Origin of the sequence: Mucilaginibacter sp., assembly GCF_041660805.1 — a bacterium.
Lineage (GTDB): Bacteria > Bacteroidota > Bacteroidia > Sphingobacteriales > Sphingobacteriaceae > Mucilaginibacter.
In genome coordinates, this window is record NZ_JBAZVP010000002.1 from 432,910 (window position 1) to 458,421 (window position 25,512).

General features: G+C 42.3%; 25 protein-coding genes. 11 read left to right on the forward strand and 14 right to left on the reverse strand.

Translation table 11 applies throughout. The features are described 5' to 3' along the window. Positions 1-53 precede the first annotated feature (53 nt). Complete coding sequence (locus WC743_RS05005; protein WP_373010723.1) at positions 54-656, reverse strand: FMN-dependent NADH-azoreductase; 603 nt, start codon at positions 654-656, stop codon at positions 54-56. Between the two features lie 114 nt (positions 657-770). Here WC743_RS05005 and WC743_RS05010 point away from each other — a divergent pair, with 114 nt between their 5' ends. Continuing rightward, positions 771-1,127 (forward strand): winged helix-turn-helix transcriptional regulator, encoded by a 357-nt coding sequence (locus WC743_RS05010; RefSeq protein WP_373010724.1) that lies wholly within the window; start codon positions 771-773, stop codon positions 1,125-1,127. Between the two features lie 65 nt (positions 1,128-1,192). Continuing rightward, complete coding sequence (gene rlmF, locus WC743_RS05015; protein WP_373010725.1) at positions 1,193-2,152, forward strand: 23S rRNA (adenine(1618)-N(6))-methyltransferase RlmF; 960 nt, start codon at positions 1,193-1,195, stop codon at positions 2,150-2,152. A gap of 86 nt (positions 2,153-2,238) precedes the next feature. Here rlmF and WC743_RS05020 read toward each other — a convergent pair whose 3' ends face one another. Continuing rightward, on the reverse strand, positions 2,239-2,757 hold the full coding sequence (locus tag WC743_RS05020) for a DinB family protein (protein WP_373010727.1): 519 nt from the start codon (positions 2,755-2,757) through the stop codon (positions 2,239-2,241). Positions 2,758-2,984: 227 nt separating this feature from the next. Between WC743_RS05020 and WC743_RS05025 the strand changes: the two genes are divergently transcribed. Then, on the forward strand, positions 2,985-3,140 hold the full coding sequence (locus WC743_RS05025; protein WP_373010728.1) for a hypothetical protein: 156 nt from the start codon (positions 2,985-2,987) through the stop codon (positions 3,138-3,140). Between the two features lie 17 nt (positions 3,141-3,157). On the opposite strand, the gene WC743_RS05030 is transcribed toward WC743_RS05025, so the two are convergent. Beyond that, the gene (locus WC743_RS05030) at positions 3,158-3,991 is read right to left on the reverse strand and encodes an alpha/beta fold hydrolase (protein WP_373010729.1); all 834 of its coding nucleotides are present in this window, start codon (positions 3,989-3,991) and stop codon (positions 3,158-3,160) included. Between the two features lie 21 nt (positions 3,992-4,012). After that, positions 4,013-4,996 carry a GlxA family transcriptional regulator gene (locus WC743_RS05035; RefSeq protein ID WP_373010730.1) on the reverse strand — a complete coding sequence of 328 codons (984 nt, stop codon included), beginning with the start codon at positions 4,994-4,996 and terminating at the stop codon, positions 4,013-4,015. A 110-nt stretch (positions 4,997-5,106) separates the two neighbouring features. Here WC743_RS05035 and WC743_RS05040 point away from each other — a divergent pair, with 110 nt between their 5' ends. The 5 genes from WC743_RS05040 to WC743_RS05060 all read left to right on the forward strand — a co-directional run bounded on the left by WC743_RS05040 (position 5,107) and on the right by WC743_RS05060 (position 7,721). Then, positions 5,107-5,694, forward strand: coding sequence for a dihydrofolate reductase family protein (locus WC743_RS05040; RefSeq protein WP_373010731.1), 588 nt, complete (start codon positions 5,107-5,109; stop codon positions 5,692-5,694). Between the two features lie 241 nt (positions 5,695-5,935). Then, complete coding sequence (locus WC743_RS05045) at positions 5,936-6,340, forward strand: VOC family protein (RefSeq protein WP_373010733.1); 405 nt, start codon at positions 5,936-5,938, stop codon at positions 6,338-6,340. 31 nt (positions 6,341-6,371) lie between these two features. Beyond that, positions 6,372-6,752, forward strand: coding sequence for a DoxX family protein (locus tag WC743_RS05050; protein WP_373010735.1), 381 nt, complete (start codon positions 6,372-6,374; stop codon positions 6,750-6,752). Between the two features lies 1 nt (position 6,753). Beyond that, on the forward strand, positions 6,754-7,296 hold the full coding sequence (locus WC743_RS05055; RefSeq protein ID WP_373010736.1) for an SRPBCC family protein: 543 nt from the start codon (positions 6,754-6,756) through the stop codon (positions 7,294-7,296). A gap of 41 nt (positions 7,297-7,337) precedes the next feature. Beyond that, entirely contained in the window at positions 7,338-7,721 is a 384-nt protein-coding gene (locus WC743_RS05060; RefSeq protein ID WP_373010737.1) for a DoxX family protein, read from the forward strand. A 60-nt stretch (positions 7,722-7,781) separates the two neighbouring features. Here WC743_RS05060 and WC743_RS05065 read toward each other — a convergent pair whose 3' ends face one another. Beyond that, positions 7,782-9,686, reverse strand: a complete 1,905-nt coding sequence (locus tag WC743_RS05065) for a beta-N-acetylhexosaminidase (protein WP_373010738.1) — start codon at positions 9,684-9,686, stop codon at positions 7,782-7,784. A 227-nt stretch (positions 9,687-9,913) separates the two neighbouring features. On the opposite strand from WC743_RS05065, the gene WC743_RS05070 reads away from it, so the two are divergent. Beyond that, complete coding sequence (locus WC743_RS05070) at positions 9,914-11,305, forward strand: Gfo/Idh/MocA family protein (RefSeq protein WP_373010739.1); 1,392 nt, start codon at positions 9,914-9,916, stop codon at positions 11,303-11,305. Positions 11,306-11,363: 58 nt separating this feature from the next. On the opposite strand, the gene WC743_RS05075 is transcribed toward WC743_RS05070, so the two are convergent. From WC743_RS05075 to WC743_RS05105, 7 genes are all read right to left on the reverse strand, one after another. Beyond that, the gene (locus tag WC743_RS05075) at positions 11,364-15,278 is read right to left on the reverse strand and encodes a gliding motility-associated C-terminal domain-containing protein (RefSeq protein ID WP_373010740.1); all 3,915 of its coding nucleotides are present in this window, start codon (positions 15,276-15,278) and stop codon (positions 11,364-11,366) included. Between the two features lie 13 nt (positions 15,279-15,291). Further along, positions 15,292-16,272 carry a glycoside hydrolase family 43 protein gene (locus WC743_RS05080; RefSeq protein WP_373010741.1) on the reverse strand — a complete coding sequence of 327 codons (981 nt, stop codon included), beginning with the start codon at positions 16,270-16,272 and terminating at the stop codon, positions 15,292-15,294. Between the two features lie 4 nt (positions 16,273-16,276). Continuing rightward, a complete protein-coding gene (locus WC743_RS05085; protein WP_373010742.1) occupies positions 16,277-17,023 on the reverse strand; it encodes a YdcF family protein in 747 nt (248 codons plus the stop codon). 144 nt (positions 17,024-17,167) lie between these two features. Continuing rightward, positions 17,168-17,800: a gluconate 2-dehydrogenase subunit 3 family protein gene (locus WC743_RS05090; RefSeq protein ID WP_373010743.1), complete on the reverse strand. Its 633-nt coding sequence runs from the start codon at positions 17,798-17,800 to the stop codon at positions 17,168-17,170. A 6-nt stretch (positions 17,801-17,806) separates the two neighbouring features. Next, positions 17,807-19,540 (reverse strand): GMC family oxidoreductase, encoded by a 1,734-nt coding sequence (locus WC743_RS05095; RefSeq protein ID WP_373010744.1) that lies wholly within the window; start codon positions 19,538-19,540, stop codon positions 17,807-17,809. 45 nt (positions 19,541-19,585) lie between these two features. After that, positions 19,586-20,257 (reverse strand): DUF1080 domain-containing protein, encoded by a 672-nt coding sequence (locus WC743_RS05100; RefSeq protein WP_373010745.1) that lies wholly within the window; start codon positions 20,255-20,257, stop codon positions 19,586-19,588. Positions 20,258-20,444: 187 nt separating this feature from the next. After that, positions 20,445-21,440, reverse strand: a complete 996-nt coding sequence (locus tag WC743_RS05105) for a hypothetical protein (RefSeq protein ID WP_373010746.1) — start codon at positions 21,438-21,440, stop codon at positions 20,445-20,447. A 177-nt stretch (positions 21,441-21,617) separates the two neighbouring features. Between WC743_RS05105 and WC743_RS05110 the strand changes: the two genes are divergently transcribed. Both WC743_RS05110 and WC743_RS05115 read left to right on the forward strand, forming a co-directional pair. After that, entirely contained in the window at positions 21,618-22,850 is a 1,233-nt protein-coding gene (locus WC743_RS05110; RefSeq protein WP_373010747.1) for a DEAD/DEAH box helicase, read from the forward strand. Between the two features lie 81 nt (positions 22,851-22,931). Next, the gene (locus tag WC743_RS05115) at positions 22,932-23,807 is read left to right on the forward strand and encodes a sugar phosphate isomerase/epimerase family protein (RefSeq protein WP_373010748.1); all 876 of its coding nucleotides are present in this window, start codon (positions 22,932-22,934) and stop codon (positions 23,805-23,807) included. Positions 23,808-24,000: 193 nt separating this feature from the next. Here the strand turns inward: WC743_RS05115 and WC743_RS05120 are convergent, their stop codons facing one another. Then, complete coding sequence (locus WC743_RS05120) at positions 24,001-24,573, reverse strand: pentapeptide repeat-containing protein (protein ID WP_373010749.1); 573 nt, start codon at positions 24,571-24,573, stop codon at positions 24,001-24,003. Positions 24,574-24,581: 8 nt separating this feature from the next. Beyond that, a complete protein-coding gene (locus tag WC743_RS05125) occupies positions 24,582-25,454 on the reverse strand; it encodes an alpha/beta fold hydrolase (RefSeq protein WP_373010750.1) in 873 nt (290 codons plus the stop codon). Between the last annotated feature and the right edge of the window lie 58 nt (positions 25,455-25,512).

Below are 25,512 nucleotides of genomic sequence, written 5' to 3' on the forward strand. Positions count from 1 at the left end.
TAACGGGAAAAGTGTAATAGGTAACACCTTTCCCGTTTGTAAATTAATATGGTTTAATTTAAATGAATGCTGTTGATTCCTTTTTCTAACGCGGTATCTTGTATTCCGGGTATTGAAGTGCCCTCTACCCTTACTACGGTAATGTCTGACATGCCAATAAAGCTTAACATATGTTTTAAATAAGGCTCAGCAAAGTCGAATGGTTTCATTGGCCCATCTGAATAAACTCCGCCTGATGATAGCGCTATGTATACTTTTTTACCCTTGATCAATCCTTCAGGGCCATTTCCATCGTATTTAAATGTAACACCTGCCCTAACAATATGATCTATCCACGCTTTTAATGTAGAGTGGATACTGAAATTATATAAAGGGGCGCCAATTACAATTATATCAGCATCCAGTATCTCTTGTATTGATTCTTCTGAATGTTTAATGGCAACTAAATTTGCAGGGGTCCTGTTTTCTGCCGGGGTATAAAAGGAAGCAAGATGTGCTTCTTCCAGATGTGGGAATTGTTTGTTTACCAGATTGTTTTCGGTTACTGTACTGCCAGGATTAGCAGCCTGGATCTTTTCAATAATAGCATTCCCTAATTTAATACTTAAAGATGCCTCACCGCGAGGACTTGAAATGATATGAAGGATCTTTTTCATCGTTTTTATATTTTATTTATTAGCCAAATCTATGTACATTTGGTTATAAAATATTAGTAGTATACAAAAGGTTAGCGGTAACCTTTTGTATAGCTTTCTGTAAATCAATGCATTATGGATACCGAGGTTTTAATTTCAAGTGAGGAGTGTACCGGGGCACTTAATTCTATAGGTGATGCGCTGTATGTAATTGGCGGCAAATGGAAGTTGCGGGTAATTGTAGCCCTGCGCGAAGGCAATACGCGGTTTAATGAGATACAGCGTGCAGTAGACGGGATCTCGGCACGTGTATTATCAAGCGAATTAAAGGAGCTTGAACTGAATGGTTTTTTAAAACGAATTGTGCATAACCAAACACCCGTGGTAGTAGAATATGAAGTTACCGATTATGCAGCTACCCTTGGCGATGTGCTAACCGCTTTGGCCGATTGGGGAGCCATGCACCGCGCCAAGCTTAAAAGAGAGAGGTAAAGCAAGTTAAGCATTGGGCATTAGTTGTGTTTTAACCAATATACTTCCTAACTTCACGGCATACTATGCCCAACAACACAAAGCCTGCCAGCGAAGAAAAAACCACCATGCATCCGCGCAATGCGCACCGGAACAGGTATGATTTCCCGTCGTTGATTAAAACCCTGCCAGAGCTGGGCGCGTTTGTGTCCCTTAATCAGTTTAATGACCTCTCTGTAGATTTTAAAGATCCGGAGGCTGTAAAAACGCTTAATAAAGCTTTATTAAAGCAGTTTTACGGTTTAGATCACTGGGATATCCCCGAAGGCTTTTTATGTCCGCCCATCCCCGGCAGGGCAGATTATATCCATTACATAGCCGACCTATTGGCCGATTGTAACGGCGGCATTATCCCCACAGGGAAATCAGTTAAAGTACTGGATATTGGCGTTGGTGCTAATTGCATTTATCCTATAATTGGGAATAAAGCCTATGGCTGGAGTTTTACAGGCGCGGAGGTTGATCATATTGCCGTGCGCTCAGCTAAAAATATTGCAGAGGCAAATAACCTGTCAAAACTGATCGAGATCCGTAAGCAAACTTCATCTGCTGATATTTTTAATGGAATTATAAAACCCGGCGAACTGTTTGACCTCACCATGTGTAACCCGCCTTTCCATGCTTCGTTAAAAGAAGCCGCTGAGGGTACAGAACGCAAGTGGAAAAATCTGGGTGCTAAAGAAAACGCTCAACTCAACTTTGGCGGCCAAAACACCGAGCTATGGTGCGAGGGAGGCGAAGAGCGTTTCCTGAATAGGATGATAAGTGAAAGCGCGCAGTTTAAAACATCATGTTTTTGGTACTCGTCTTTAATATCCAAAAAAACCACACTCCCCGCCTGTTATAAAAACCTGGAATATTTTGGCGCTAAGGATATAAAAACTATCCCCATGGCGCAGGGCCAAAAATCAAGCCGCATTTTGGCATGGACCTACCTTAATAAATCACAGCAGGAAGAGTGGCAATTAAAACGTTGGAAAAAGTAATGTAAAGGAGTGTTCCGCTCCGTTCCGCTAAAAGCGGAACAGAGCGGAACACTCCCGGAACAAAACTGACTTTTCCAGAAAATATCTTAACTTCTGTCCCAAAATGCAGGCGGCTCAAAGCCCAGGGCACGCAGGTAAACATAACCCTGGCCACGGTGATGTATCTCGTTCTCAATAAAATAAAGAATAGTGTCAAGAACCGTGTTTTCATACATCCCAAAAGCCATTACAATATCATGGAAATGAGCTACCGGGATCTGTGCCCAAAAATTATCTATTTGCTCAGTCACCTCGTCCCAGGCTTCTAAGAGTTCTTGTTTTGAGGTGATATTAGCCTCACTATTAAAATGATCAAGTAATGGAGTTGTTTCCCATTTGCCGGTAGCTATACCGTTCATTCCGGCGCTTGCAAGGCCTATCATTTCTTTAACCAGCTCATCATATGGGCGCATCCCGCCTATTGAAAATGAAAATAATTCTTTCTCGGGGAAAGCAACTAAAACTTTGCGGCTTAGTTTACGGTGTACCTGCCAGTGCTGTAAAAGCGATGCCGGGGTAATTAAAGCTATTGACTCTTCCTGTGTGGTTGCTGTGTTGTTTGTCATGATTGATAGTTTTAATGTTTGTTATGCAAATAAACTATGGGGTAATGACAACAGTATGTCAGGAGCAAATGGTGCATTGAAAATAAAAACACACCGTTTATCTACATTAGGTGGAAGGTTTGGGTTTGCCTAAAGCTATAATTAGGATTGTGTTAAGAAAATATAAATATCATGTTAAGAAAACCCTCATTAATTAAAATAGGCATGTTACTTGTGGTGATAAATACATGGAGATCAATTATTTCATAGTTGGCGTGATATTACTGCTGTTGCTGGCATTAGTAATATGGATGGTTTTGCGCAATCTGAAAGATAAAAAGGATTTTGAACAGGACAATATAAATTCATCCCTGGTAGATTCCCCTGACCCGGAGAAGGAATAAACTATTCCAGTTAGCGCTTATTCAGCCAAAAACTCATTTACCATAGCTACAAAAAGGTCTGGTATTTTGCTTTCGGGCTTGGGAGTAAATGCTTCGCCCATGTAGCTTCCATGTGTGCCCGGCAGTATGGCTAACCGGCCATGCGGAAAAAGTCGGCTCATTGCTGCGGCGTGTTCTGGCGTGGGCAGGTCACGGTCGCCAATTACAACCAATGTGGGGGATTGTATCGAGCGAAGCTGATCATCCGTCCACCCTTTAAAAGTGAGCATTCGCTGTACATCTTTATTAAACATATTCATTAACCCTTCCTGTGTACCAATTTTCAGGTACTCATCTTTATAAACCTGCGGCATATCGCTGAATTTTGGGTTTTCAAAACCTTTCCAAAACCCCGCGGGTACGGCGTCTCTTTTATAAAATGCAGATGCTATAATAAGTTTGCGAACTTTATCCGGATGGCGTAAACCCAGCTCCAGGCAGGTTTGGCCACCGTTGCTAAAACCTAATATATCTGCTTTGGGTATGTTTAATTGGCTTAACAGTTGGGCAACATCATCAGCATCCTGGATAAAAGTTTCGGGAGCGTCCCTGTCGCCTGTGTGGCCATGCGCCTGCAGCTCAACGGCAATAACTTTATGTGTTTTGGCAAAAAGAGGTAATACTCTGCTAAAATTGGTTTTAATGGTCGATCCCCCTCCATGTATCAACACCAGCGGGCTGCCTTCCCCATGTATCTCATAGTACATTTTTATGCCATTAACGTTGGCGTAGTTGCCTGTTGTTTGGCCTTGCAATGTGTTAGTTGCCATCATCAATATTATATTAAAGATCAATAATTTAATAGTTCTCATTACTATGTTAAGCTTAACGCCCTACGCCGCTACCCCGCTCTTGCTATATTTATTCCGGTATTCTACAGGAGATAATCCGGTTATCTTTTTAAATATCATCCTAAAGGCTTTGGTGTCGGTATAACCAACATTATACATTACCTCGTTTACGTTTTCGCGAACGGTTTCCAGGCTCATTTTTGCGGCCTCTATGCGTACGCGTTGCATATATTCAACCACCGTATTTGAGGTGGCTTTTTTAAAGCGGCGCTCCAGGTGCCGGCGGCTCAGGGCCAGCATTGATGCCAGTCCGTCAACCGTAATTTTATCAGGATAATTGTGCTCAATAAAGTCCTGCGCTTTTTTAATTACGGTATCCTCATGGTCCTTTTGCCCGTGAAAAATAATAAACAGCGATTGGCTATTACGCCCAATGTCTATCTCAAATACTTTTGATGAGATAATGGCAGCATCCCTGCCGGCAAATTTTTCAACCAGGTACAGGAGCAGGTTAAGTGATGAGTAGGCACCACCGCTGGTATAAATACCTCCCTCGTCTGTAATGATCTTGTAGGGCATCAGGTTCACATCCGGGAACATCTTCCTGAATTCATCTGCCATCAGCCAGTGCGTGGTGCAGCTTCGGCCCTTTAGCAACCCGGTAGAGGCCAATATAAAAGCCCCGATGCAAAGCGAAACAACTTCGGCGCCGGTTTTATATTGTTTAATTATCCAGGGGAAAAAACCGCTATTAGCGGCTATCACCTTATTCATATCGCCGTGCACTGCAGGTATAATGATCAGGTCGGTTTTAAATGAGTCTTGCAGCGTAAAGTCGGGTTTAATAGTGAACAGGCCGCTACTTAAAGTGGTTTCATTATTTAAACCCACCAGCTGTATTTTAAACAACGGTGCTTTATTCATCCTATCTAACGCCTCGTTCACTTTTGTGAACATTTTATGAGCAGCCTCAATGTTACTCAAGCTGGTTTCGCCCTCAGGGATAAGTATTGATATGTGTTTCATATTTCAAATGTAAAGCGGAATGCCGTCGCAATCAACCCCTTAGATTGTCGTAATTGCACCCCTTTAAATATACCAAAGCAATGCACCTTTGTAATGCAGCTATTTTAAAAATGGACATTAATTACAACAATATAAAATTTATGCGCCGTATTATTTTATTTAATATGATAACGCTTGATAGCCGCTTTGAAGGCCCTAACGGCGAAATAGACTGGCATAATACTGATAAGGAGTTTAGTCAATTTGCTGTCGAACAATTGGAAACGGTAGATACCCTTTTATTTGGCCGCAAAACCTATCAGCTAATGGAAAGTTTTTGGCCAACCGAACAAGCTAAACAACAGTCGCCGGTTATAGCGGGATTAATGAATAATGCAGAAAAGATAGTTTGCTCTAAAACGTTAACCCGTGTTGATTGGGACAACAGCCGTTTAATTACAAATATTAAGGGGGAGCTACCGGGCCTTAAAAATAAGCAGGGAAAAGACATTATGATATTTGGCAGCGCCGATCTTTCAAAAACGCTGATTAAGCTTGGGTTGATAGACGAGATAAGGTTGATGCTAAACCCGGTTGTGCTGGGCAAAGGCAAGCCATTTTTTAGAGGAATAAAAGGACAGCTAAACTTGCAGTTGCTTAAAGTGAGATTGTTTAACTCGGGCAATATATTATTGTATTACAAGCCATTATATAAGTAAAGGATGATTGAGGTTTTTAAGACAGATGTGAAGGGAATAAGGAGGGCAAGAAAACTGATGGTTTTGCTTTTGGAATATTACCCTGTATGCCGCATTAACTTTGACCTGGAAGATTGTGATAAAGTTTTACGTGTTGAAGGGACAGACTTTTGTGCAAACCATATTATAGAATTGCTTAAATTGAATGGACATAATTGTGAGATATTAAATTAACAGATTGTAAACCAAAAAAATAGGAATCATGTCAAAAATTAATGCTTACATCAACTTTAAAAATAACTGCCGGGAGGCCATGACTTTTTACCAGGAATGCCTGGGTGGCGAATTAACAATGCAGGTTGTTAAAGAGTCGCCCATGAAGGATATGTTTCCGCCGCATCTGCAGGATTCAATTTTACATGCCGATTTAACCAAAGGCGACCTTACCCTGCTGGGATCTGATATGCCTAATGATACGAAGGGAGATGATGGGCCTGTTTCACTAATGCTGGCATGTGATACTAAGGCCGAATTACTTAGCACTTTTGATAAGCTGGGCAAAGGTGGCAAAGTAGTGCACCCGGTAGAAACTTTTTTTGCCGGTACAATGGGGAACTTTATTGATAAATTTGGGATGAGGTGGGGTGTGTTTTCAGAAGAAAAATAATTAATTTAACAACATAAAACCTAACCTTATCATGAGTCCTAAAACCATAAAAATAACCTATTGGATACTCACCGTTGTGTTTGCATTATTTATGCTGATGGATGGCGGCGCCGGTGTAGTCAAAGAAAAAACCGGCCAGGAGGTAATGAAACATCTGGGCTACCCAATTTACATAATGGTGATAACCGGCGCATTTAAGATACTGGGTGCAATTGCCATATTGCAAAATAAGTATAAAACCATTAAAGAGTGGGCTTTTGCGGGCTTTGCCATTAATTTTATAGGTGCTTTTGCATCAAGGGCATTTGTAGGCGACCCGATTGGGTTGTTAGTGCTGCCTTTGGTAATGCTGACCATAATATTTGTTGTTTATTATTTCTGGAAAAAATTCGAAACCATAAAAACCATATAAAATGGATACTGTATTAACCATACTGGGGATACTTGCAGGCATTATTATAGTGCTGCTTGTATTAGCTTTAATTGCACCCAAAGCCTATACCATACAGCGCAGCATTATTATCAACAAACCCCGGCAGCAGGTTTTTGAATATGTTAAGTACCTGCGCAATCAAGACAATTACAGCAAATGGGTAATGACCGACCCTAATAAACGCATGACCTACCGCGGTACAGACGGTACCGTAGGCTATGCCAGCGCATGGGACAGCGATGTTAAACAAGCGGGTAAGGGAGAGCAAACTATCGAAAATATAGTTGAAGGCGAAAGAATAGACATCCGCGTGGTTTTTATAAAACCATTTGCCGGTGTGGCCGATACCTATATAGCTACACAAACGGTTACAGATGATACTACTTCCGTAAAATGGTCATTTGATAGTAAGATGCCTTATCCTATGAACCTGATGCTGCTTTTTATGAATATGGATAAAATGCTTGGCGCCGATATGGAAGAAAGCCTTGATAATTTAAAACGGGTATTAGAAAAACAATAATTTACTTTAAATTTAATCACACAAAAACTAAAACCAATATTATGAAAATCACAATGATTATTGTTCGCACGCTTATGGGGCTTATGTTTTTATTTGCATCAGTAGTGGTGCTTTTTAAAATAGATATGGGTAAAATGCCCGAAATGAGTGAAGCTAATAAAACATTTATGGCAGGGGTAATGGCATCCGGCTATTTAATGACCTTTATTAAGGTTACTGAACTGGTTTGTGCAATAGCCTTTTTAACAGGTAGGTTTGTTACACTTGCTACTATAGTAATTTTTCCAATTACCATTAACATTCTTTTATCACACATTTTCATGGCACCCAGCGGAATACCTACTGCGGCATTGCTTTTAATTGGCAATTTATTTCTGGCGTATTACTATCGTAAAAACTATGAAACGCTTTTCGCTGTAAAATAAAATAAATAAAAAAGCCGCATCGTATATGATGCGGCTTTTTTATTTAATTGCCTTTGTAAACTATTTTGCCCTTTTATTTAATTCTTCTATCGGCATAGTAACCATACGCCCTACCGGTTGTTTGCCCCTGTAGGTGATCACCCTTAATTGGGTAGCATCAATAGGCACGGTAAGTATACTGGTGTATTTTGGATAGAAATTGTCGGGATAAGAGTTATCAAAACTGTAATAAATATCCAGCCCTTGTACCTCTGTGGTAAGTTCAACATTTAATTTTTTATCGGCGGCGCGTGTTGCTTTAAATATAGGGTCATATACGCTTGGCGCGTATTTTATCTCGGCCTCATTAAACCTTTCAAAGTGTTTCTCAACCTTAGCAAAAAAAGTGTTAAAGTTCTTTTTCTCTTTAGGCGACCATACCGATTCTGCCAGTGCAAAGCCGCGCGGCCAGGTCATGTACTCCGCCTGGCGAATGTTGTAAACCTGTTCTGTCCATAAGTTTGCCTGTCCACCCTTTATGTATTTTGCAACAGCGCCTTCAGGTACCGGCTCAAACTCGTAAGTTTTACTCAGGCGAAGAGTGGCATATACATGCGGCTCCATTACCCTGTCGCTTTGCATATAATCAAGGTAAGTGAATGTAGTAGGGCTCATTACCACATCATGATTTTGCTGGGTGGCTTCTATGCCGCCTTTAACACCCCTCCAACTCATTAATGCAGCATTAGGGCCAATACCACCTTCCAGGATCTCATCCCAACCCATGAATTTTTTGCCTTTAGATTCTACTATTTTTTCTACGCGTTTCTCAAAATAGCTTTGTACCTCTTCCATCGTTTTAAGGTTTTCTTTGGCCATCAACGCTTTTACCTCGGCACTTTGCTCCCAGAAATTTTTTGCGCATTCGTCTCCCCCCATATGCATATAGGCAAACGGAAACAGTTGCGCCACTTCGCCAATTACCTTATCCAAAAACTGGTAGGTATATTCGCCGGCAGGGTTCAAAGTATTATCTACCAATGCCGGGTGGCCCGGTAACGACCAGTCCATTATCCGCTCGCCCGAGCGTACCACATATTTATCTGCACCTGCCGTAGCCGATAGTTGTGGGTAAGAAACAACAGCTGCAAGGCTATGGCCGGGTACATCAACCTCGGGCATAATATTTACAAACCTTTCCTGCGCATATTTTACCAGCTCGCGGATATCATCCTGTGTATAAAAACCACCGTAATCGCGTGGCTCATCTGCCGTAGGCGGTATAAAGTTGCCAAATTCACCTTCTCTTTTAACATTGTAAGCGCCAACAGTAGTTAATTTAGGTAAGCTCTTTATTTCTATCCGCCAGCCTTCATCATCAGTTAAATGCAAGTGCAGCAGATTAAGTTTATATCGTGCCATATTATCAATATAGCTCATTACTTCTTTTTTGGTAAAAAAGTGGCGCGCTACATCAAACATCAAACCTCTCCATTCAAATCTTGGATAGTCGGTTATATCAACCACAGGTACGGTCCATTTTACATTTTTAGCTACAGCTTTACCTTCTATTTCTTTTGGCAATAGTTGCAGCAACGTTTGCACGCCATAATATAAACCTGCGGGTTCATTGGCGGTTATAGTGATGCCTTTTGGCTTAACTGATAAATAATACCCTTCTTTGCCAATAATTGCATCGGTTTTTTTAGCTATGATCAGCTTTATAGCAGCAGATGGAGCAGTCTTTTTTACATTGATGATCTTACCTGTAGCCGTTGAGAATCTCTTCTTGATCAGGTCCAGTACCGGAGTGATGCCCTCTTGGGTGCCTGACTGTATGGTGATGGTTTTTGGTAACAGATAACGGCCTGTGTGTGTTGTGATTTTTACAGGTTCGGGAATAATAGCGATACCTGTATTTGCCTGCTGACCGAATGCTAAAGCCGAAATAAGGCACGAGCACACTAATAAGGATAATTTTTTCATTTAAAGCGTTTGATGGTTTACAAAAGGGGCTTAAGCATGCAATTTATAACTTTTTAAATAATATTAAAAAGTTATTTATACATATATATTCAGGTATGTAAATACCTGAATATTAATATCAATAAAAATATTTTCATTTTGGTTTTTTTGTTAAATTGCCTTCATAAACCTCAATTGCACCTGCAATTCAAAACTAAATTATTAAAAGTTTAACTAACTAAAAAACCATGTCGACCGATCGTAGGAAATTTTTAAAACACCTGGGCACTTCAGTTTTACTGACCTCTGCCTCGCTAACCAGCTTAGCAGCTAAAGAAGAAAACGAAATAAGGACACTGCGTGCCGAAAAAAGGATCACTCCGAACGATAAGATCCGGATTGCCACTATAGGTATGGGAATTATGGGATTTAATGATACCCGCGCCGCCTTAAGTGTGCCGGGAGTTGAGCTGGTAGGTGTGTGCGATTTGTACAAAGGCCGGTTGGACAGGGCCAAAGAGGTTTACGGCGCTAACCTGTATACTACTATGGATTATCGCGAAATATTGGAACGTAAAGATGTTGATGCAGTAATAATTGCTACCAGTGATAACTGGCACAGCCAGGTTGCTATTGATGCTATGCATAAAGGTAAAGCGGTATACAGCGAAAAGCCAATGGTGCACAAAATAAGCCAGGGCCTTGCCGAAATAAAAGTGCAAAAAGATACCAGGATGGTTTTCCAGGTGGGCAGCCAAAGGGTGAGCAGTATTGCTTACAAAAAAGCTAAAGAAATGTATGAATCCGGCGCTATTGGTAAAATCAACTCTATTGAAGCATCTTTTAACCGCCAGGATGCCTTGGGGGCATGGCAATATACCATCCCGTTTGATCAATCTGTACAAACGGTAGACTGGGCCCGTTTCCAGTCTAACGTTAAAGTGAAGCATGATTATGATAAGAACCGGTTTTTCCGTTGGAGGAATTATCGGGAATATGGTACAGGTGTTGCCGGAGATTTATTTGTGCATTTGTTGAGTGGTATTCATTTTATAACCAGCTCAAAAGGCCCGGAAAGGATTTATTCAATAGGCGATATTGCCTACTGGAAAGATGGCCGCAACGTACCCGATGTGATGAGTGCCGTGATCCATTATGGCGAGACTAAGGAGCACCCGGCTTTTCAGGTAACATTACGCGTTAACTTTATTAGCGGCGAGGGTGACCACAGCACAACCAAGATAGTTGGCTCTGAAGGGGTGATGGATCTGGATGGTGATAATAGCTTCACAATACGCAAAAACAAAATGGCAGAAGCGCCAAGCATTGGCGGCTGGGATTCGTTATATACATATACAGAGGCCCAGCAAAAGGCTTTGATGGATGATTATAACAAGCATTATACAGATGCCCAAAAAACAAGGCCACGGTTCCAGGATATCACTTATCGTGCGCCGGAAGGCTATAACGCATCAAACGAGCACTTTGCCAACTTTATGGATGCCATACGTAATGGCACACCGGTTGTTGAAGACGCGGAATTTGGTTTTAGGGCCGCCGCACCGGCGCTGCTTTGTAATGATAGTTATTTTAGCAACCGCCTTATTAAATGGGACCCGGTTAATATGAAAGTTGTATAACCTTAAATGGGTTTATTTTTTTCAGACAGCCATAGGCATAAAGCTTGTGGCTGTTTTTTTATCTCAAAATGGTGACAGAGCCAGACAGGGGCTTCTTGCCGGTTTTGGTATCTATAACATAGTAATAAGTACCGGCAGCTAAATTACTGCCATTATAAACACCATCCCAGGGTTTACTGTAACCAATGGATTGGTATATTAACTTACCATACCTGGTATAAATTAAAACGCTGCAGGTTGGGTAGCTTTGCAGAACAGGCAGGTTCCAAAAATCATTAATACCATCACCGTTAGGGGTAAATGTATTGGTAATGGTTATAGCACATTCGGCTTCTGTTTTAACCTGCGCAATAAAGGTGTTAGACTGGACGATAGGGTTTATTACACATCCACCCCCGCTAATTACTGTACAGGTTACTAAATCGCCATTATTTAGTGTGGTACTCTCAAATATTGGGTTATTTGCACCCGAAATTGCATTATTTACCTGCCATTGATAAGTGGGGTTTTGGCCGGCCTGTATATTGGTAGTGGTTGCAGTAAACCTGATAAGGCTCCCGGGGCAAATGGCTTCTGTAGTTGACGGTGCAATTGAAATAGTTGGATTTACCGCAGGATGAACGGTTATTATGTTTGCCTGATTTGACGTGGCCGATACCGGTGCGCAGCCATCATTATTAGTAACAATACAGGTAATTTTATCTCCCGTTGCCAGTGTAGTGGTTGTATATTCTGCACCTCCTGAAAATACAGTTATTCCATTTACCTGCCACTGATAAGTTGGGTTTGTTCCTGCGTTTGTTACCACAGCATTAAACGTAATGGGAAGCCCGTCACATGAATCAAGGTTTTCCGGGGTTATTTTTATTGTTGGCGGCGATGCTGAATTGGGCGTAACCTTAAATGACACGGTTGCCCTGTCATTCACACTCAGGTCATCATTTGCAGTTAAAGTAACCGTTACCGGTACGCCTATGGCCATAGGTGTACCAGCTGCCGGCGATTGGGTTACAGTTACATTAGGCGTGCAATAGCTTATAGCATTTGCAGTCGCCGTGTAATCTGGCATAACAGCAACGCATGATGGTGATACCGGAATGATTACATCATCATGAGCAGCAATTTTAATAGGGCTGGTAACAGTAACAGGGATATCTACAACCCTGGCATTACTAACGCTGGTATTATCAACGTATCCCGAAGTACCATTGGCAGCAATTGTAGTTACCACCCCGGCAGGTGTAACTTTTCTTATCAGGTGATTATAAGAATCGGCAACGTAAATATTATCGTTAGGGTCTATGGTTATGCTTTGCGGGGTATTAAACTTTGCTGCAGTGCCGGTGCCGTCTGCAAAACCAACATCACTGCCGGCAAAGGTGGCAATATTCCAATTAGGATTATTGGGATCATTAGAAGTATTTGGAGTGAATTTATAAATGAGGTGTGTGGTTGATGATGCAAAAACAGTGCCGTGGCTATCAATAGCTATTCCGGTAAAACGCATCACAAAGTCCCGTGTCCGGTATAGGGTAGTAACTACACCGGCAGGTGTTACCTTACGGATAGACCGGATATCTTTATTATCAGAGCTGCAAACATACAGGTCGCCGTTTTTATCAAATGCCATGGCTCTTATCCCGCTAAAACCAGCTGCTGTCCCTACTCCATCATTGTTAGGCAGGTTGTTGGCTACAAAACTGCCTGCAAAAGGTGTTACTGTGAGCCCATCGGGGCTTATTTTAACAATACGGGTATCATAGGCTAAATAAATGAATCCGGCATTATCAACAGCAATTGCCTGCTCTTCATAAGGGTCGGTATCATTATATTCAGTTAACGCTTCGGTACCAATGGTGGTAACCAAACCCTGTGGTGTTATTTTGCGGATGGTATAATTAAGTTTATCACACACATAAATGTTGCCTTGTGCGTCATTTGTGATTGAAAACAAGCCCGAGCCAAACCGTGCGTTTTTACCTTGTCCATCAACATTACCGGTTGCCACGCCGCCCGCAAGTGTTGTAACCCTCCCGGTAGATGCCTCTATTTTTCTGATGGCCTTGTTGCCCAAATCTGAAATATATAGATTACCGGTAGATTTATCATATGTGATACCTGTAGGCTGGTTAAACTCCGCATTTAGCGGGTCTGCAGGATCGGGCCCATAACCTGCTTTTACGGTAACTTTTTGCGGGCCTATCTGCGCGCAGGTAAACACATTATTAATTAGTTTAATTACAACAGGCTGAAAACCAGGTGGCGCAGTAGAAACTGTTGCCAATTCATCTATAGTAGCAGTAGCTGTTTGGTTATCACCAAGCGGAACAAAAATCTCCGGCGGTTTAGGCGTAATAGTAGGCGTGGCATATACTATGGGTACCTCGCTTATTACCAATTGCTGTGAAACGGGCACCGCATCCTCATAAAAAGAGTTTCCGTTTAAATGGGCGGTAATAATAACTGTTCCAAACCCAAGTATATGTATTTTACCATCGGCAATACTTGCAATACTTTCATCACTGCTGGTATAGGTGATATCTAAACCGGTAACAGACTGTGGCGGCGTTGCTACTGCACCGGGGGCAAAATCAACATCGGTTTCTTTTTTAACAGGCAAGGGCGGAAAGTTAATAACCTGAGGCAACCTTGCAGCATTATTTACCTGCATGTAAACAGTGTAGCCCCTGGCACCGTAGGCATTATAGCCAATTATAGAAACCTGGTAAACTCCGGGTGTAGTTGGTGTTCCGCTAATTTTCCCGGTAGTACTGTCAAAATTCAGGCCCGGCGGCAGATCGCCAACCAGCAAAAAACCGGTATTAACAATTACACGGATCCGGTTATTTCCGGCATCGGCAACATATATATTACCAATTTCATCTACACAAAGGCCGGCCGGCTTATTAAATTTAGCTTGTCTGCCTATGGCATCAACATAGCCGGCCCCGCCGCTTACACCTGCTATGGTGCTTACGCTAAAGTTAGCTGTCATCCGGCGGATAAGGTGGTTGCCCTCATCTGTAATAAAGAAAGTACCGTATTTATCTGTAGCAATTGCGGTAGGATGCGAAAAACGGGATGCCAGGCCACCGCCATCCCAATCCCCATAAAGCGGTGAGCCTGCAATGGTGTATACCTCGGGCGCAGGGGTAAGCTGCCTGATAACGGCCTCGCTTCCGGCTTGCGCAACATAATAGTTTCCGTCAATACCGGTGGTAATACCCATTGGGTTGCTAAAGCTTGCGTCAGGGCCCGTTCCATCTCCAAAAATGCCCGTCTTAATACCTCCACCTGCAAAAGGTGTAATAGATCCATCATGTGCCTCTCTTATCAGGCCGTTACCCGAGTCTGCAATATAAATGTGCCCCTCGGCATCAATGGTTATACCTACCGGTCCACTAAAAGTATTGTTGGTTTTTCCATAAGTGCCGGATATGCCGGCATAAGTACTTACAACGCCGGCCGGGGTTATCTTCCTTACAGTTTGATCTTCCCTGTCGGTTATAAACATGTTGCCTGCCGCATCAAAGGCAATTCGGGCCGGCGACTTAAATCGAGCAGCATTCCTTTGCCCATCGGCATGGCCGGATGCACCCGTTCCTGCATAAGTGCTTACTACCCCGGCCGGGGTTATTTGGCGTATAACATGGTTGCCGGCATCTGCCACATAAAAATTACCATCGGGGCCAATCTGTACATCCTGCGGCGAATTAAAACTTGCTTGTATACCTGCTCCGTTAACTAAAGCAGGTGTATTGTTACCGGCAAGTGTAGTTACCTGGCCAAAAACGGTTGCAGGTACAAGGCTGCTGCCATTTCTGTATTCGGGTAATAAAGGTGTTATGGTTTGACCAGAAGTATAAACCTGTGGCAGAGGGGCATAAAAATTTGGTCCCCCATTTTGCCCAAACGTATTTTTAGTTGCCACCACAGCAATTAAAAAAAATACGATATGGTATGTCCTTTTCACAAATGTTTACATATTATTTCAGTTGTCTTGCGGTAACACCCTGGTTAGTAATATGTACTGGTTGTATTAAGCCGTTAGCATCAAATACCATTTTATCAATACAGGTTACACGGTGGTTAGCATCAGTTTCTGTTAATGGGCGGCGATGGTAAATAATATACCACTCATCCTTGCCCGGCACCTGTATCACAGAGTGATGCCCCGCGCCTGTTGCAACAGCCGGGTCTTGCTTAAGCACGGTACCTATCTTTTTAAACGGGCCATTAATACTGTTGCCAATAGCATAAGCTACCCGGTAATCAGGGCCGGTCCAACCGCCTTCAGACCACATAAAGTAGTATTTGCCTTTACGGGTAAACATTACCGGCCCCTCTACATAACCTTCAGGGGTTATAGAACGGAAAGTTGTACCATCAGCAAACGGAACAAGGCCGGTAAAATCATTTTTAAGCTTCGCGATGTTACAGTGGCCCCATCCGCCATAAATAATATAGTACTGGCCATCGCTATCTTTAAACACAAACTGATCAATTGGCTGTGCACCGTTAACTATTTTATCAATCAAAGGTTTGCCTAAATAATCTTTAAAAGGCCCTTCGGGTTTATCTGCCACAGCTATGCCAATGCCGCCTTTTTCATTATCGTTTTGAATATCATTAGCCCCAAAGAAGAAATAATACTTACCGTCTTTTTTTACCAGCGCGGGGGCCCACATGGCACGTTTAGCCCATTTCACGTTTGATGAATCAAGCACGTTATCGTGTTTGGTCCAGTTTACCAGGTCGGGTGAAGAGAATGCATCAAAATGTACCTGCTGATTGTATTTAGCGGAGTAAGTTGGATAGATCCAATATTGCTTGCCAAAAATAGTAGCCTCCGGATCAGCGTACCAACCCTCAAAAACCGGGTTACCAGATGTTGTTTTTTTTGTTTGGGCGATAGTTGCCTGCAAATAAAATATGCAGCAAAATAGTAGTATAGATGTTTTATTCATATTATTAAATTCGTTTAAAGTAAGCCGCTATATAGCCTACAATTTCTTTTATATATCTGCTCCATAGGCCAAAAGCATCTGCATTAGGCAAAAGATCGCTAAAGGCTAATTTTCCTTTTATAATGTAATCGCAAGGGTAGGGAACAACATCAACCCCGGCTTTTTTAAATATAAGCAATGAACGGCGCATGTGAAATGCTGATGTTACCAAAATATAAGGAGGCTTTAAATTGGCCTGATCCAATAGTTTTTTTGAGAATAATGCATTTTCTATTGTGTTACGTGCCTGGCTCTCAATAAGTATGGTGCTGTCTGCAAAGTGCATTTTCTTCAATTCAGCCCTAACAAAATAGCCTTCCCTAAATTTGCCGGGTTTAATATCGGCATTGCCGCCGGTAAACAGCAAGTGCGATGCATTGTGGTTAGTTAATAGTTTTGTAGCCTGTATAAACCTATCGGCACTTTGGTTAAATATACCTTTCCCATCTTCGCCTTCAGATACAAAGCCACCCAATACAATAATACTGCTATACGTTTTAGTTGTTGGCGGGTAAGTGTCTGCGTCCCACATCCGGGCAAAAAGTTTAATGAGTAACGAATTGCCAAAAATGTAAAGCAATGCAACACCCGTTATCAGTAGTTTTTGCTTCCGTCGTGCATTTTTGCAAAAAACAGCATATAATAGCAAAGCCAACACCCATGTAAACGGGTATATAAGTATTACAAATAGCTTCGATATAAGAAAGTACATTGGTTTTTATAAAGGTGGTACAATTTAGTTCATTTTTTTTATTTGGAGGCGTAGCTATAACTTATTGCGCACTAAATGTCTCCAAATACAAAAAAGCTGTCCCTTAATTAAAGGACAGCTTTTTGTATATAAAATGAAGATGGCTTAGATCTTAACGTTCTCCATGCCATATTGCTTCAAAACATCTAAGGGTACGCCTTCCCATTTATTGGGGGCATTACCTACGTAACCAATATCCTTAGTGCCCATTTCGGTACTGTAAAAGCCCGAAGCTGTTAAGTCGCGCATGCGGTTAAAGAATGCTACACCCTGCTGCATTTCTGCTTTGGCTTTAGAGGGGTAGGCTATTTGGTCTATCAGTTCAATTTGCTGCGCGTGGCTACAGGCTATAAAAGCTTTGCCATAATGGTTAAGGCAATACAGATCAACCCATTTAAGTCCGCCGCGCATTGGCAGCTTATGGTTTGGAATATCTTTTACAATGAATTCAATAAAATCGGGCACCTTGGCATCACTTGCACTGCCTGATTTTTCATCTTTAGGGATAATAATATCTGCCAGTACCGTAATGGTTGCCATTTCGTGCTCGGTAAAGTACTTATCAGCCATCAGCTTTTTCTCCCGTTCTACTTCTTCGGGCATACGGCCGGGAACGGCCTCTGTTTTTGCTGTTGCTGTATCTGGTGTGGTTTTTTCGCCTGGTTTGCAGCCATTAAGCAGTAAACCTGTTGAAACAGTACCTAAACCTATTGCTTTGAGTGTGTCGCGTCTGTTCATGATGCGTTATACATTAAGTTTTTTACGTTGTTGTAATATATATTCTGCTGTGCGCATTGATAGGGCCAGGATAGTCCAGGTGGCATTTTTATCGCCTTGCTGTACAAACGGAGCGGCATCAACCACAAAAAGGTTCTTGCAATCATGCGCCTGGCACCATTTGTTCAATGCTGATTTTTTAGGATCATCGCCCATACGGATGGTACCTACCTCATGGATAATTTTACCCGGGGCCTCCAAACCATAATTGGTTTCGGGGCCTTGCATTGTGCCATAAATGGCGCCCATTCCGTGTAAAACCTCCTGGAAAGTTTCCTGCATGTGCTTAGCCTGGTTTATCTCGTCATTGGTCCATTTATAGTGGAAACGCAAAACCGGGATACCATATTTATCAACCACATTAGGGTCTATCTCGCAATAATTATCGGCACGGGCAATGGCAGTACCACGGCCAGCCATGCCTACCTGGGTGCCAAAAAAGCGGCGATAATCATCTTTAAGCGCTGCGCCATAACCACCGCCATCTTTCTTTTTACCATCGCGGCCCGGTACAGCGCCGTTCATATTCTGTATGCCGCCGCCAAAACCGTATGATGGCATGTGCATACCGCCGCCATATTCAATATGGTAGCCACGCGGGAAGTTTAGTTTTTTATTATCAAGCCACCATGGCGAGTAAATGTGAACACTGCCTACACCATCTTCGTTATAGCGTTTGCGGTCCATTAACTGCGGAAGAAAGCCGCCGGCTGAGGAGCCGGTAGAATCATGCAGGTATTTACCTACTACACCGCTGCTGTTAGCCAAACCACCCGGATGAGCAGCCGACTTAGAGTTAAGCAGTATACGGGCAGATTCGCCTGCGCTGGCACCAAGCACTACCGTTTTGGCGTTTACCTGGTATTCCTGCATATCATCTCTGTTAACGTATGATACACCGGTTGCCAATCCGTTTTTGTCGGTAAGGATCTCGCGCACCATGGCATTGGTAATCACTTTTAGGTTACCAGTTTTAATGGCCGGGATAACTAAACATGATGAAGCCGAGAAATCGCCATAAACCTTACAGCTACGGCCGCATTGCCCGCAAAAGAAGCAAGCGCCACGGTCTTTATTATTAGGTAAAGCCTCAGTTAAAACCGAACCACGGCCGGTAATTACTTTAACCCCAGCCTTAGTAGCCCCCTGCTTAATGAATAGTTCATTTAAGCGTGGCTTAGGCGGAGGCAAAAAGATACCATCCGGTTCACTTTCAATATTTTCAACAGTACCGTAAATGCCTATCATGCGGTCTACCTTATCATAATAAGGTTTAACCTCTTCATAGGTTATTGGCCATGGGTCTGTAAGGCCATCTTTTGGTTTAAAATCTTCGGGCCCCATGCGGAGGGATATACGCCCCCAGTGATTAGTACGCCCGCCCAGCATACGCGCGCGGAACCAATAAAACTCTGTTTTGTCTTTAGTGGTGTAAGGTTCGCCCTCCAGTTCCCAGCCGCCGTAGGCTGCATCAAAATCACCAAACGGGCGGGTTGTACCTGCTCCGCGACGGGCAGATTCCCATGCCCATTTTAATTGGTGTGAATCTGTTTTAGGGTCAAAGAAAGCGCCTGCCTCCAGCATTAAAACTTTAATGCCGGCATTTGCCAAAACATAACCGGCCATACCACCACCTGCGCCGGAGCCTACAATAACCACATCATAAGTGGTGGCTGATTTTTTGATCTGTAAATCTTCCATTTAATAAAATATATGTCGAACTATAAATATTTGCGTGGGTTAGGTTTATAGTTGTTTAATTTTTATGTTTTTAAAAGCTACAACAGCGCCATGTTCCTGCAATGCTATACGGCCTTTAGGGTATTTAGCAAAGTCTTTCCATGTTTTGAATTTACTATTGTTTAGCAGTTCCTGCCACTCGGGGCTACCCATTTGTACATTAACTACTTCTGTTCCGTTTAGCCAAAAAGTTAGGTGCCCATTGTCTTTACGTAATTTAACCGAGTTCCACTGTCCGGCTGGTTTTGCAGCAGTAGCAGGAGCGGCTTTCATATCATATAAAGAACCGGCCAGGTGATTAGCTTTTTTATTGTCCGGAGCTTTTACGTTATCTAAAACCTGCATTTCAATACCGCTTGCATAAGTAGCCTTTAAAGTAGAATCCTCATGCACGCCAAATATAACACCACTATTACCTCCTTCGGCAATTTTCCAGTCTAATGTTAGCTCATAGTTCTCGTATTCGCCATCAGTTACCAGATCAGTCTGATTAGGGGCTTTAGGATCTAACTGCAACGCGCCATCAACTACAGACCATGGGCCTGCATCGGTACGAAGGTAGCCATGCCATCCTTTTGTGGTTTTACCATCAAATAAGTTTTGTGTTTTGCCGGCTTGTGCAAAGGCCGAATAAGTGAATGCTGTAAAAGCTAATGCGCTTAGCAATAATTTTTTCATAGTATGTAAAATTTTACAGCGCATAGGTGCGCTGAATGGTTAAAATAGGAAAAGTAAATGTAGGATAATTTTTGATTGATGGTATAAACAGTATATTATCAATCAAGATTTTTACGTGGCTGGCGAAAATATTCAGACAGCAGATAGGCGGTTGGCCCGAACGGCCTTTTCATTTTATCTTTAAGATCTAATTTTTGTTGATCATGAAAGATAGCCCTGACGATAGCCCCACAGTGGCATATCCATAGCTTTGTTGAAAAGAGAAATTATAATCATCCTGCCCGCGATAACCGCCTCCTGCCATGATAGATACATCTTTAAGAAAAGGCAGGTGATAATAATATTTCAAACTAACGTTTAGTCGTTTTTTAAAGTTAAAGGCGTTGTAATCATTGTACTTATCGGCTATATAAGTAAAATCAAATTGTATACGCTGCCAGTTATTAAATACCCAACTATTGGTTTTTATAGGGTCGGGATCTCTTTTTGCGAGGTTGTATAAATAAGTTCCGTTAATTCTTACAAAGCCATAACGGCCCGTTAACCCTTCTGCAACCCCCTTGCCAAACAAACCTGAATGAATTTCGACCCCAAGAGTTGTATAACGGTTAATTATTCTATTTATCTTATCGGTACGCCTGCCTGTGGTGTAATTAAGTGTGTAAAAATTAGTTGAGAACTTGCCGCTATCTACATTAAAGCTGCCATCAGGAAGTATGGTAGGCCCGCGTACCCCATTAGAATGGTGGGTATAACCCAGAGATAAAAACTTTGGATTAAACCGATCATCATTTACCCTTGTATATAAAACGCCGCCGGGCATATAGCTTGGAGATTTTACCGGGGCGCCGCGCGTAGCCAGTAACCTGATCTTGATACGGGCAAAGGCATTGAAAAAAAAACGGGATTTAGGCGTGTTAAAAATAACAAAGTTAGCAATAACATCTGCTGCAAGCTGTGTTTTTTCTGGCTGAAAAAACTCCTGTCCAAAGAAAGATGTTCTTAGGTTTTGCTGATAAATGCTATTAAAATCCCGGTTAAGTATGCGTTTAGTAACGGTAGTTTTATTGATAGTATCTCCATGAAGTGCAGATGTGTCTGCAATAGCCGCATAACTGTTTGCTTTGGTTATTAATAAAAACAATGAACCAATATATATAAAACGAAGTAAGGTTTTATCCATATTATATTGTGGCACATGTGCCTGAAAAGTTCTATAATGACAGCCACCAAGCGGTATTGTTTTTTATATTATACCCATTTGGCAGCGCCCAAAAATATAGTTTACCTTGTCATTACATAGTAAACATCGTTTTACATAACTAAATGCCTATCTTGCAAGTCAGATTTTAACAAAATAGTGACATTTCAGGATTTCAATTTTAACGAACAACTACTCGAAGGCGTTTTAAGCATGGGGTACACCACCCCAACTCCCATACAACAAATGGCCATACCGGTTATTTTAAATGGCGACGACCTCATAGCCTGCGCGCAAACAGGCACCGGCAAAACAGCCTCATATCTGTTACCGGTTTTAAACCACATCAGCAACACGCATAAGCACCAAACCACTGCCCTGGTACTTGCCCCAACCCGGGAGCTGGCCCAGCAAATAGACCAACAAGTGGAGGGCCTGGCATACTTTACAGGCATAAGCTCGCAGGCGGTTTTTGGCGGTGGCGATGGCATGGCCTATGAGCAGCAGCGCCGTGGGATAGTAAACAATGTAAACATCATTATAGCCACACCAGGCAGGCTGATAGCTCACCTAACATCGGGTGTTTTAAAGTTTAATGATATCACCCATTTAGTACTTGACGAGGCCGACCGTATGCTTGACATGGGTTTCTTTGACGATATTATGCGCATTGTAGGCTATCTGCCTAAGAAAAGGCAAACGCTGTTGTTTTCGGCTACTATGCCGGGAAGGATCCGTACGCTGGCTAAAAACATCCTTACAGATCCGCAGCAGATAAACATTGCCCTGTCACAACCTGCAGCCGGGATTGATCAGCAAATTTATCGTTTGCATGATCAGCAGAAAACACCATTACTTAAAATGCTTTTAAAAGATAGCGCTTATGCAAGCTCTATCATTTTTGCATCCCGTAAGGAAATTGTAAAATCATTATATAAAGAATTAAAGCATGCCCATGTAGATGCAGCCGCTTTCCATTCTGATTTGCAACAGGGCGAGCGGGAAGAAATTCTACTCCGTTTTAAAAATAAAAAGCTTCCTGTTATTATTGGTACCGATGCTTTATCAAGGGGTATTGATGTGGAAGGCATTGACCTGGTAGTGAATTATGATGTACCCGGCGATCCTGAAGATTATGTACACCGTATTGGCCGTACCGCGCGTGCTGCCACAACAGGTACCGCTATAACTTTTGTAAATGACCGCGACCTGAAAAGGTTAAAGAGCATTGAACAGCTGATTGATAAACCGATAAACTTAAAGGAACTTCCGGAAGAGTTGAAGGGTATTGAGCAGGTTAGACAGGAGCAACCACACGGAGGAGCAAGGAACGACCAGCGCCGCAAGCCTAACCGTTACAAGGGAAATAAACCAAGGCCTGCTGCAAATTAAACCTTGTAAAACTTATCTGGTCTATTTGATTGTATTAGTCAATGCGTTACTTTTACACAAACCAAATTAAATAACCAGATAATGACATCAAGACGTTCGTTCCTGAAAACCACATCCGTGCTATCTGCAGGGCTATTAGTAGCACCTAACTTATTTGCGCGCAACAAAAAATATATTGGCGTACAGCTTTATACCGTGCGCGATGCTATGGCAAAAGACCCGACGGGTACACTTGCAAAAGTGGCTCAGGTGGGTTTTAATTCTGTAGAAAATGCGACCTATACAGGTACCCAGAAGTTTTATGGTATGGCACCGGCCGAATATGCTAAGGTGTTAAAGGATAACGGTCTTATTAACCCAAGCGGCCACTATATGCTGGGCGAAGGGATGCCCACTACTAAAGGAACGATAATTAATGAATGGCAAAAAGCGGTTGATGATGCTGCAGCTGTTGGCATTAAATACATGGTATGCGCTTATCTGCTGGATAGTGAGCGTGGTACCTTATCCCATTATAAAGAAACCGCTGATAAATTGAACAAGGCTGGCGAGATCTGTAAAAAGGCCGGCATACAGTTGTGCTACCACAACCACGATTTTGAATTTATTAAAGAAGACGGCAAACTTCCGTATGAAATATTGCTGAACTCTACCGACGCGAAATTGGTAAAAATGGAAATGGATCTTTATTGGATGTATAAAGCCAAACAAGATCCGATAGCGATGTTTAACCGTTACCCGGGACGTTTCCCGCTATGGCATGTAAAGGATATGGATAGCACCCCAAAACAAATGTTTACCGAAGTTGGTAATGGTGTTATTCCGTTTAAAGACATATTTAAACACGCAGGCACTGCCGGTATGCAATATTTCTTTAACGAACAGGATATTTGCCCCGGCGATCCCTTTGATAGCATTACAAAAAGCTACAGCTACATTAAAAAGAACCTGGTATAATTTACCGAAACACAAAAAAGCCGGGCATTGTAAAATGCCCGGCTTTTTTGTGCAATTGATTTTTTTGTGGCGGCCAGAGGCCTTATAATAATGGTCACCCGGCAAGAGCCGAGCGACGGCGGAGTTGTTAAAATTTAGATAGTCGCTCGGCTCCAGCCGAGTGACGGCTATTAAGCGGCGTCCCGCCGCAGGGCTACACCACTTTTATTTGATGTTTTGTCAGCAATCCTTCTAAACCTTGCGACGAAAAAATAGCTTTTTTGAGGGTGTTGAGCTCCGGATCGATATCGTAATTAAAGGCGGTAACAAAGTTGACTGTACTCAGGTCAGTTCTATTAAATACGGCATTGGTAAGATCTGTTTCACTGAATACAGAGCCGGTAAGGACTGTTTGCGAGAAACTCACCTCTTTTAAGGTGGATTTTACGAATTTGGTCTTCACCATTTTTTTGCCCATAAAGGATGAATAATCGAGGATGCAGTTATCAAACCCCACGCTAAACAGGAAATCGGTACACTTGCTAAAGTTTACACCCAGCACTTTGCAGTTTTTAAAAACCACATCATTTAAGGTAGTTTGATCCAGCTTGATCATGGATAGGTTGCAGCCATCAAAAGTGCAATCCAGAAATTTATTACCGGTAAAGGTACTGTTTGAGAAATCGCAGTTCCTGAAAGTGCAGCTTTGAAACTCGCGCCCGCGAACTGTCTTATCAGCATATATCTCTTTTTCAAAAATGTGGTCGTCGTAAGTGGTTTGGTCCATGTTATATATTAATTCGCTATCGCTTTATTTACTTCTTCAACCACATTATTAATTACCTGTGCTGATTTAATAATGCGCTCATGCCCCACATTATCATAATTACGACTGCGGATGGTGGGATGCGCCTCCAGGAATTCTTTAAGATAGCTATAAGGCAACATCATGTCGTGTTCGTCATAAGCCAGCCAGTGATTTAGTTTGTCATCAAACTTGTATAGGTCCGGCATATTAAAATAGGATGCGGGTATACTGTATTTTCTTTCAAAATCCTGCAGAAAAGCTTCCTGTGCATCCGCCGGGACACCCACCGTGGTCATGCTTTTTATAAAGTTCTCTTTTAGTAATATAAAAGGTGTAAGGCTTACCAATAATGAAGGCGTAATATGCAGGTCATTCAATGCTACTACATTTGCCATGGCACCAAAAGAATGGCCAATAACAACATGGGGTGCACCTGTTTTTTGAATGATTGCCTTAGCTGCTTCAACAAATAACAAAAAGTTTGATAGCTCACCATCCGAACTGCCGTTGGCGGGCGCATCAAAGGTTATGATCTCCAGATTTGGATTTTCTTGCAGGGCGGCTATCAGTTCGGTAAAGTCGGCCGCTTTTGATCCCCAGCCATGAGTGATTAAAACCCGACGCTTGCCATTCCCCCATTTAAAACCGTTTATCTGCAAATCCTTTTTGGTAAAATATTCATCATGAACTGTTACGCTAAATGTTTCGGCCTGGTTTAAAAACTGCTCCTGCTGCAACCGCAAAGGCATTTTTGGTGGATAACATATTAACTGCCAAAGCAAATCTGTTAGCTGTGCAGGTGGGGTTTGCTCTGCTATACGGTCTTTTACTTCGTTTACAATTTGCTTTAGTTTTTTCATGCTGGGAGTTTCAGTGGCCAGGCAAAGCTATGCATTTTACGTGCACGACTCAATTAAT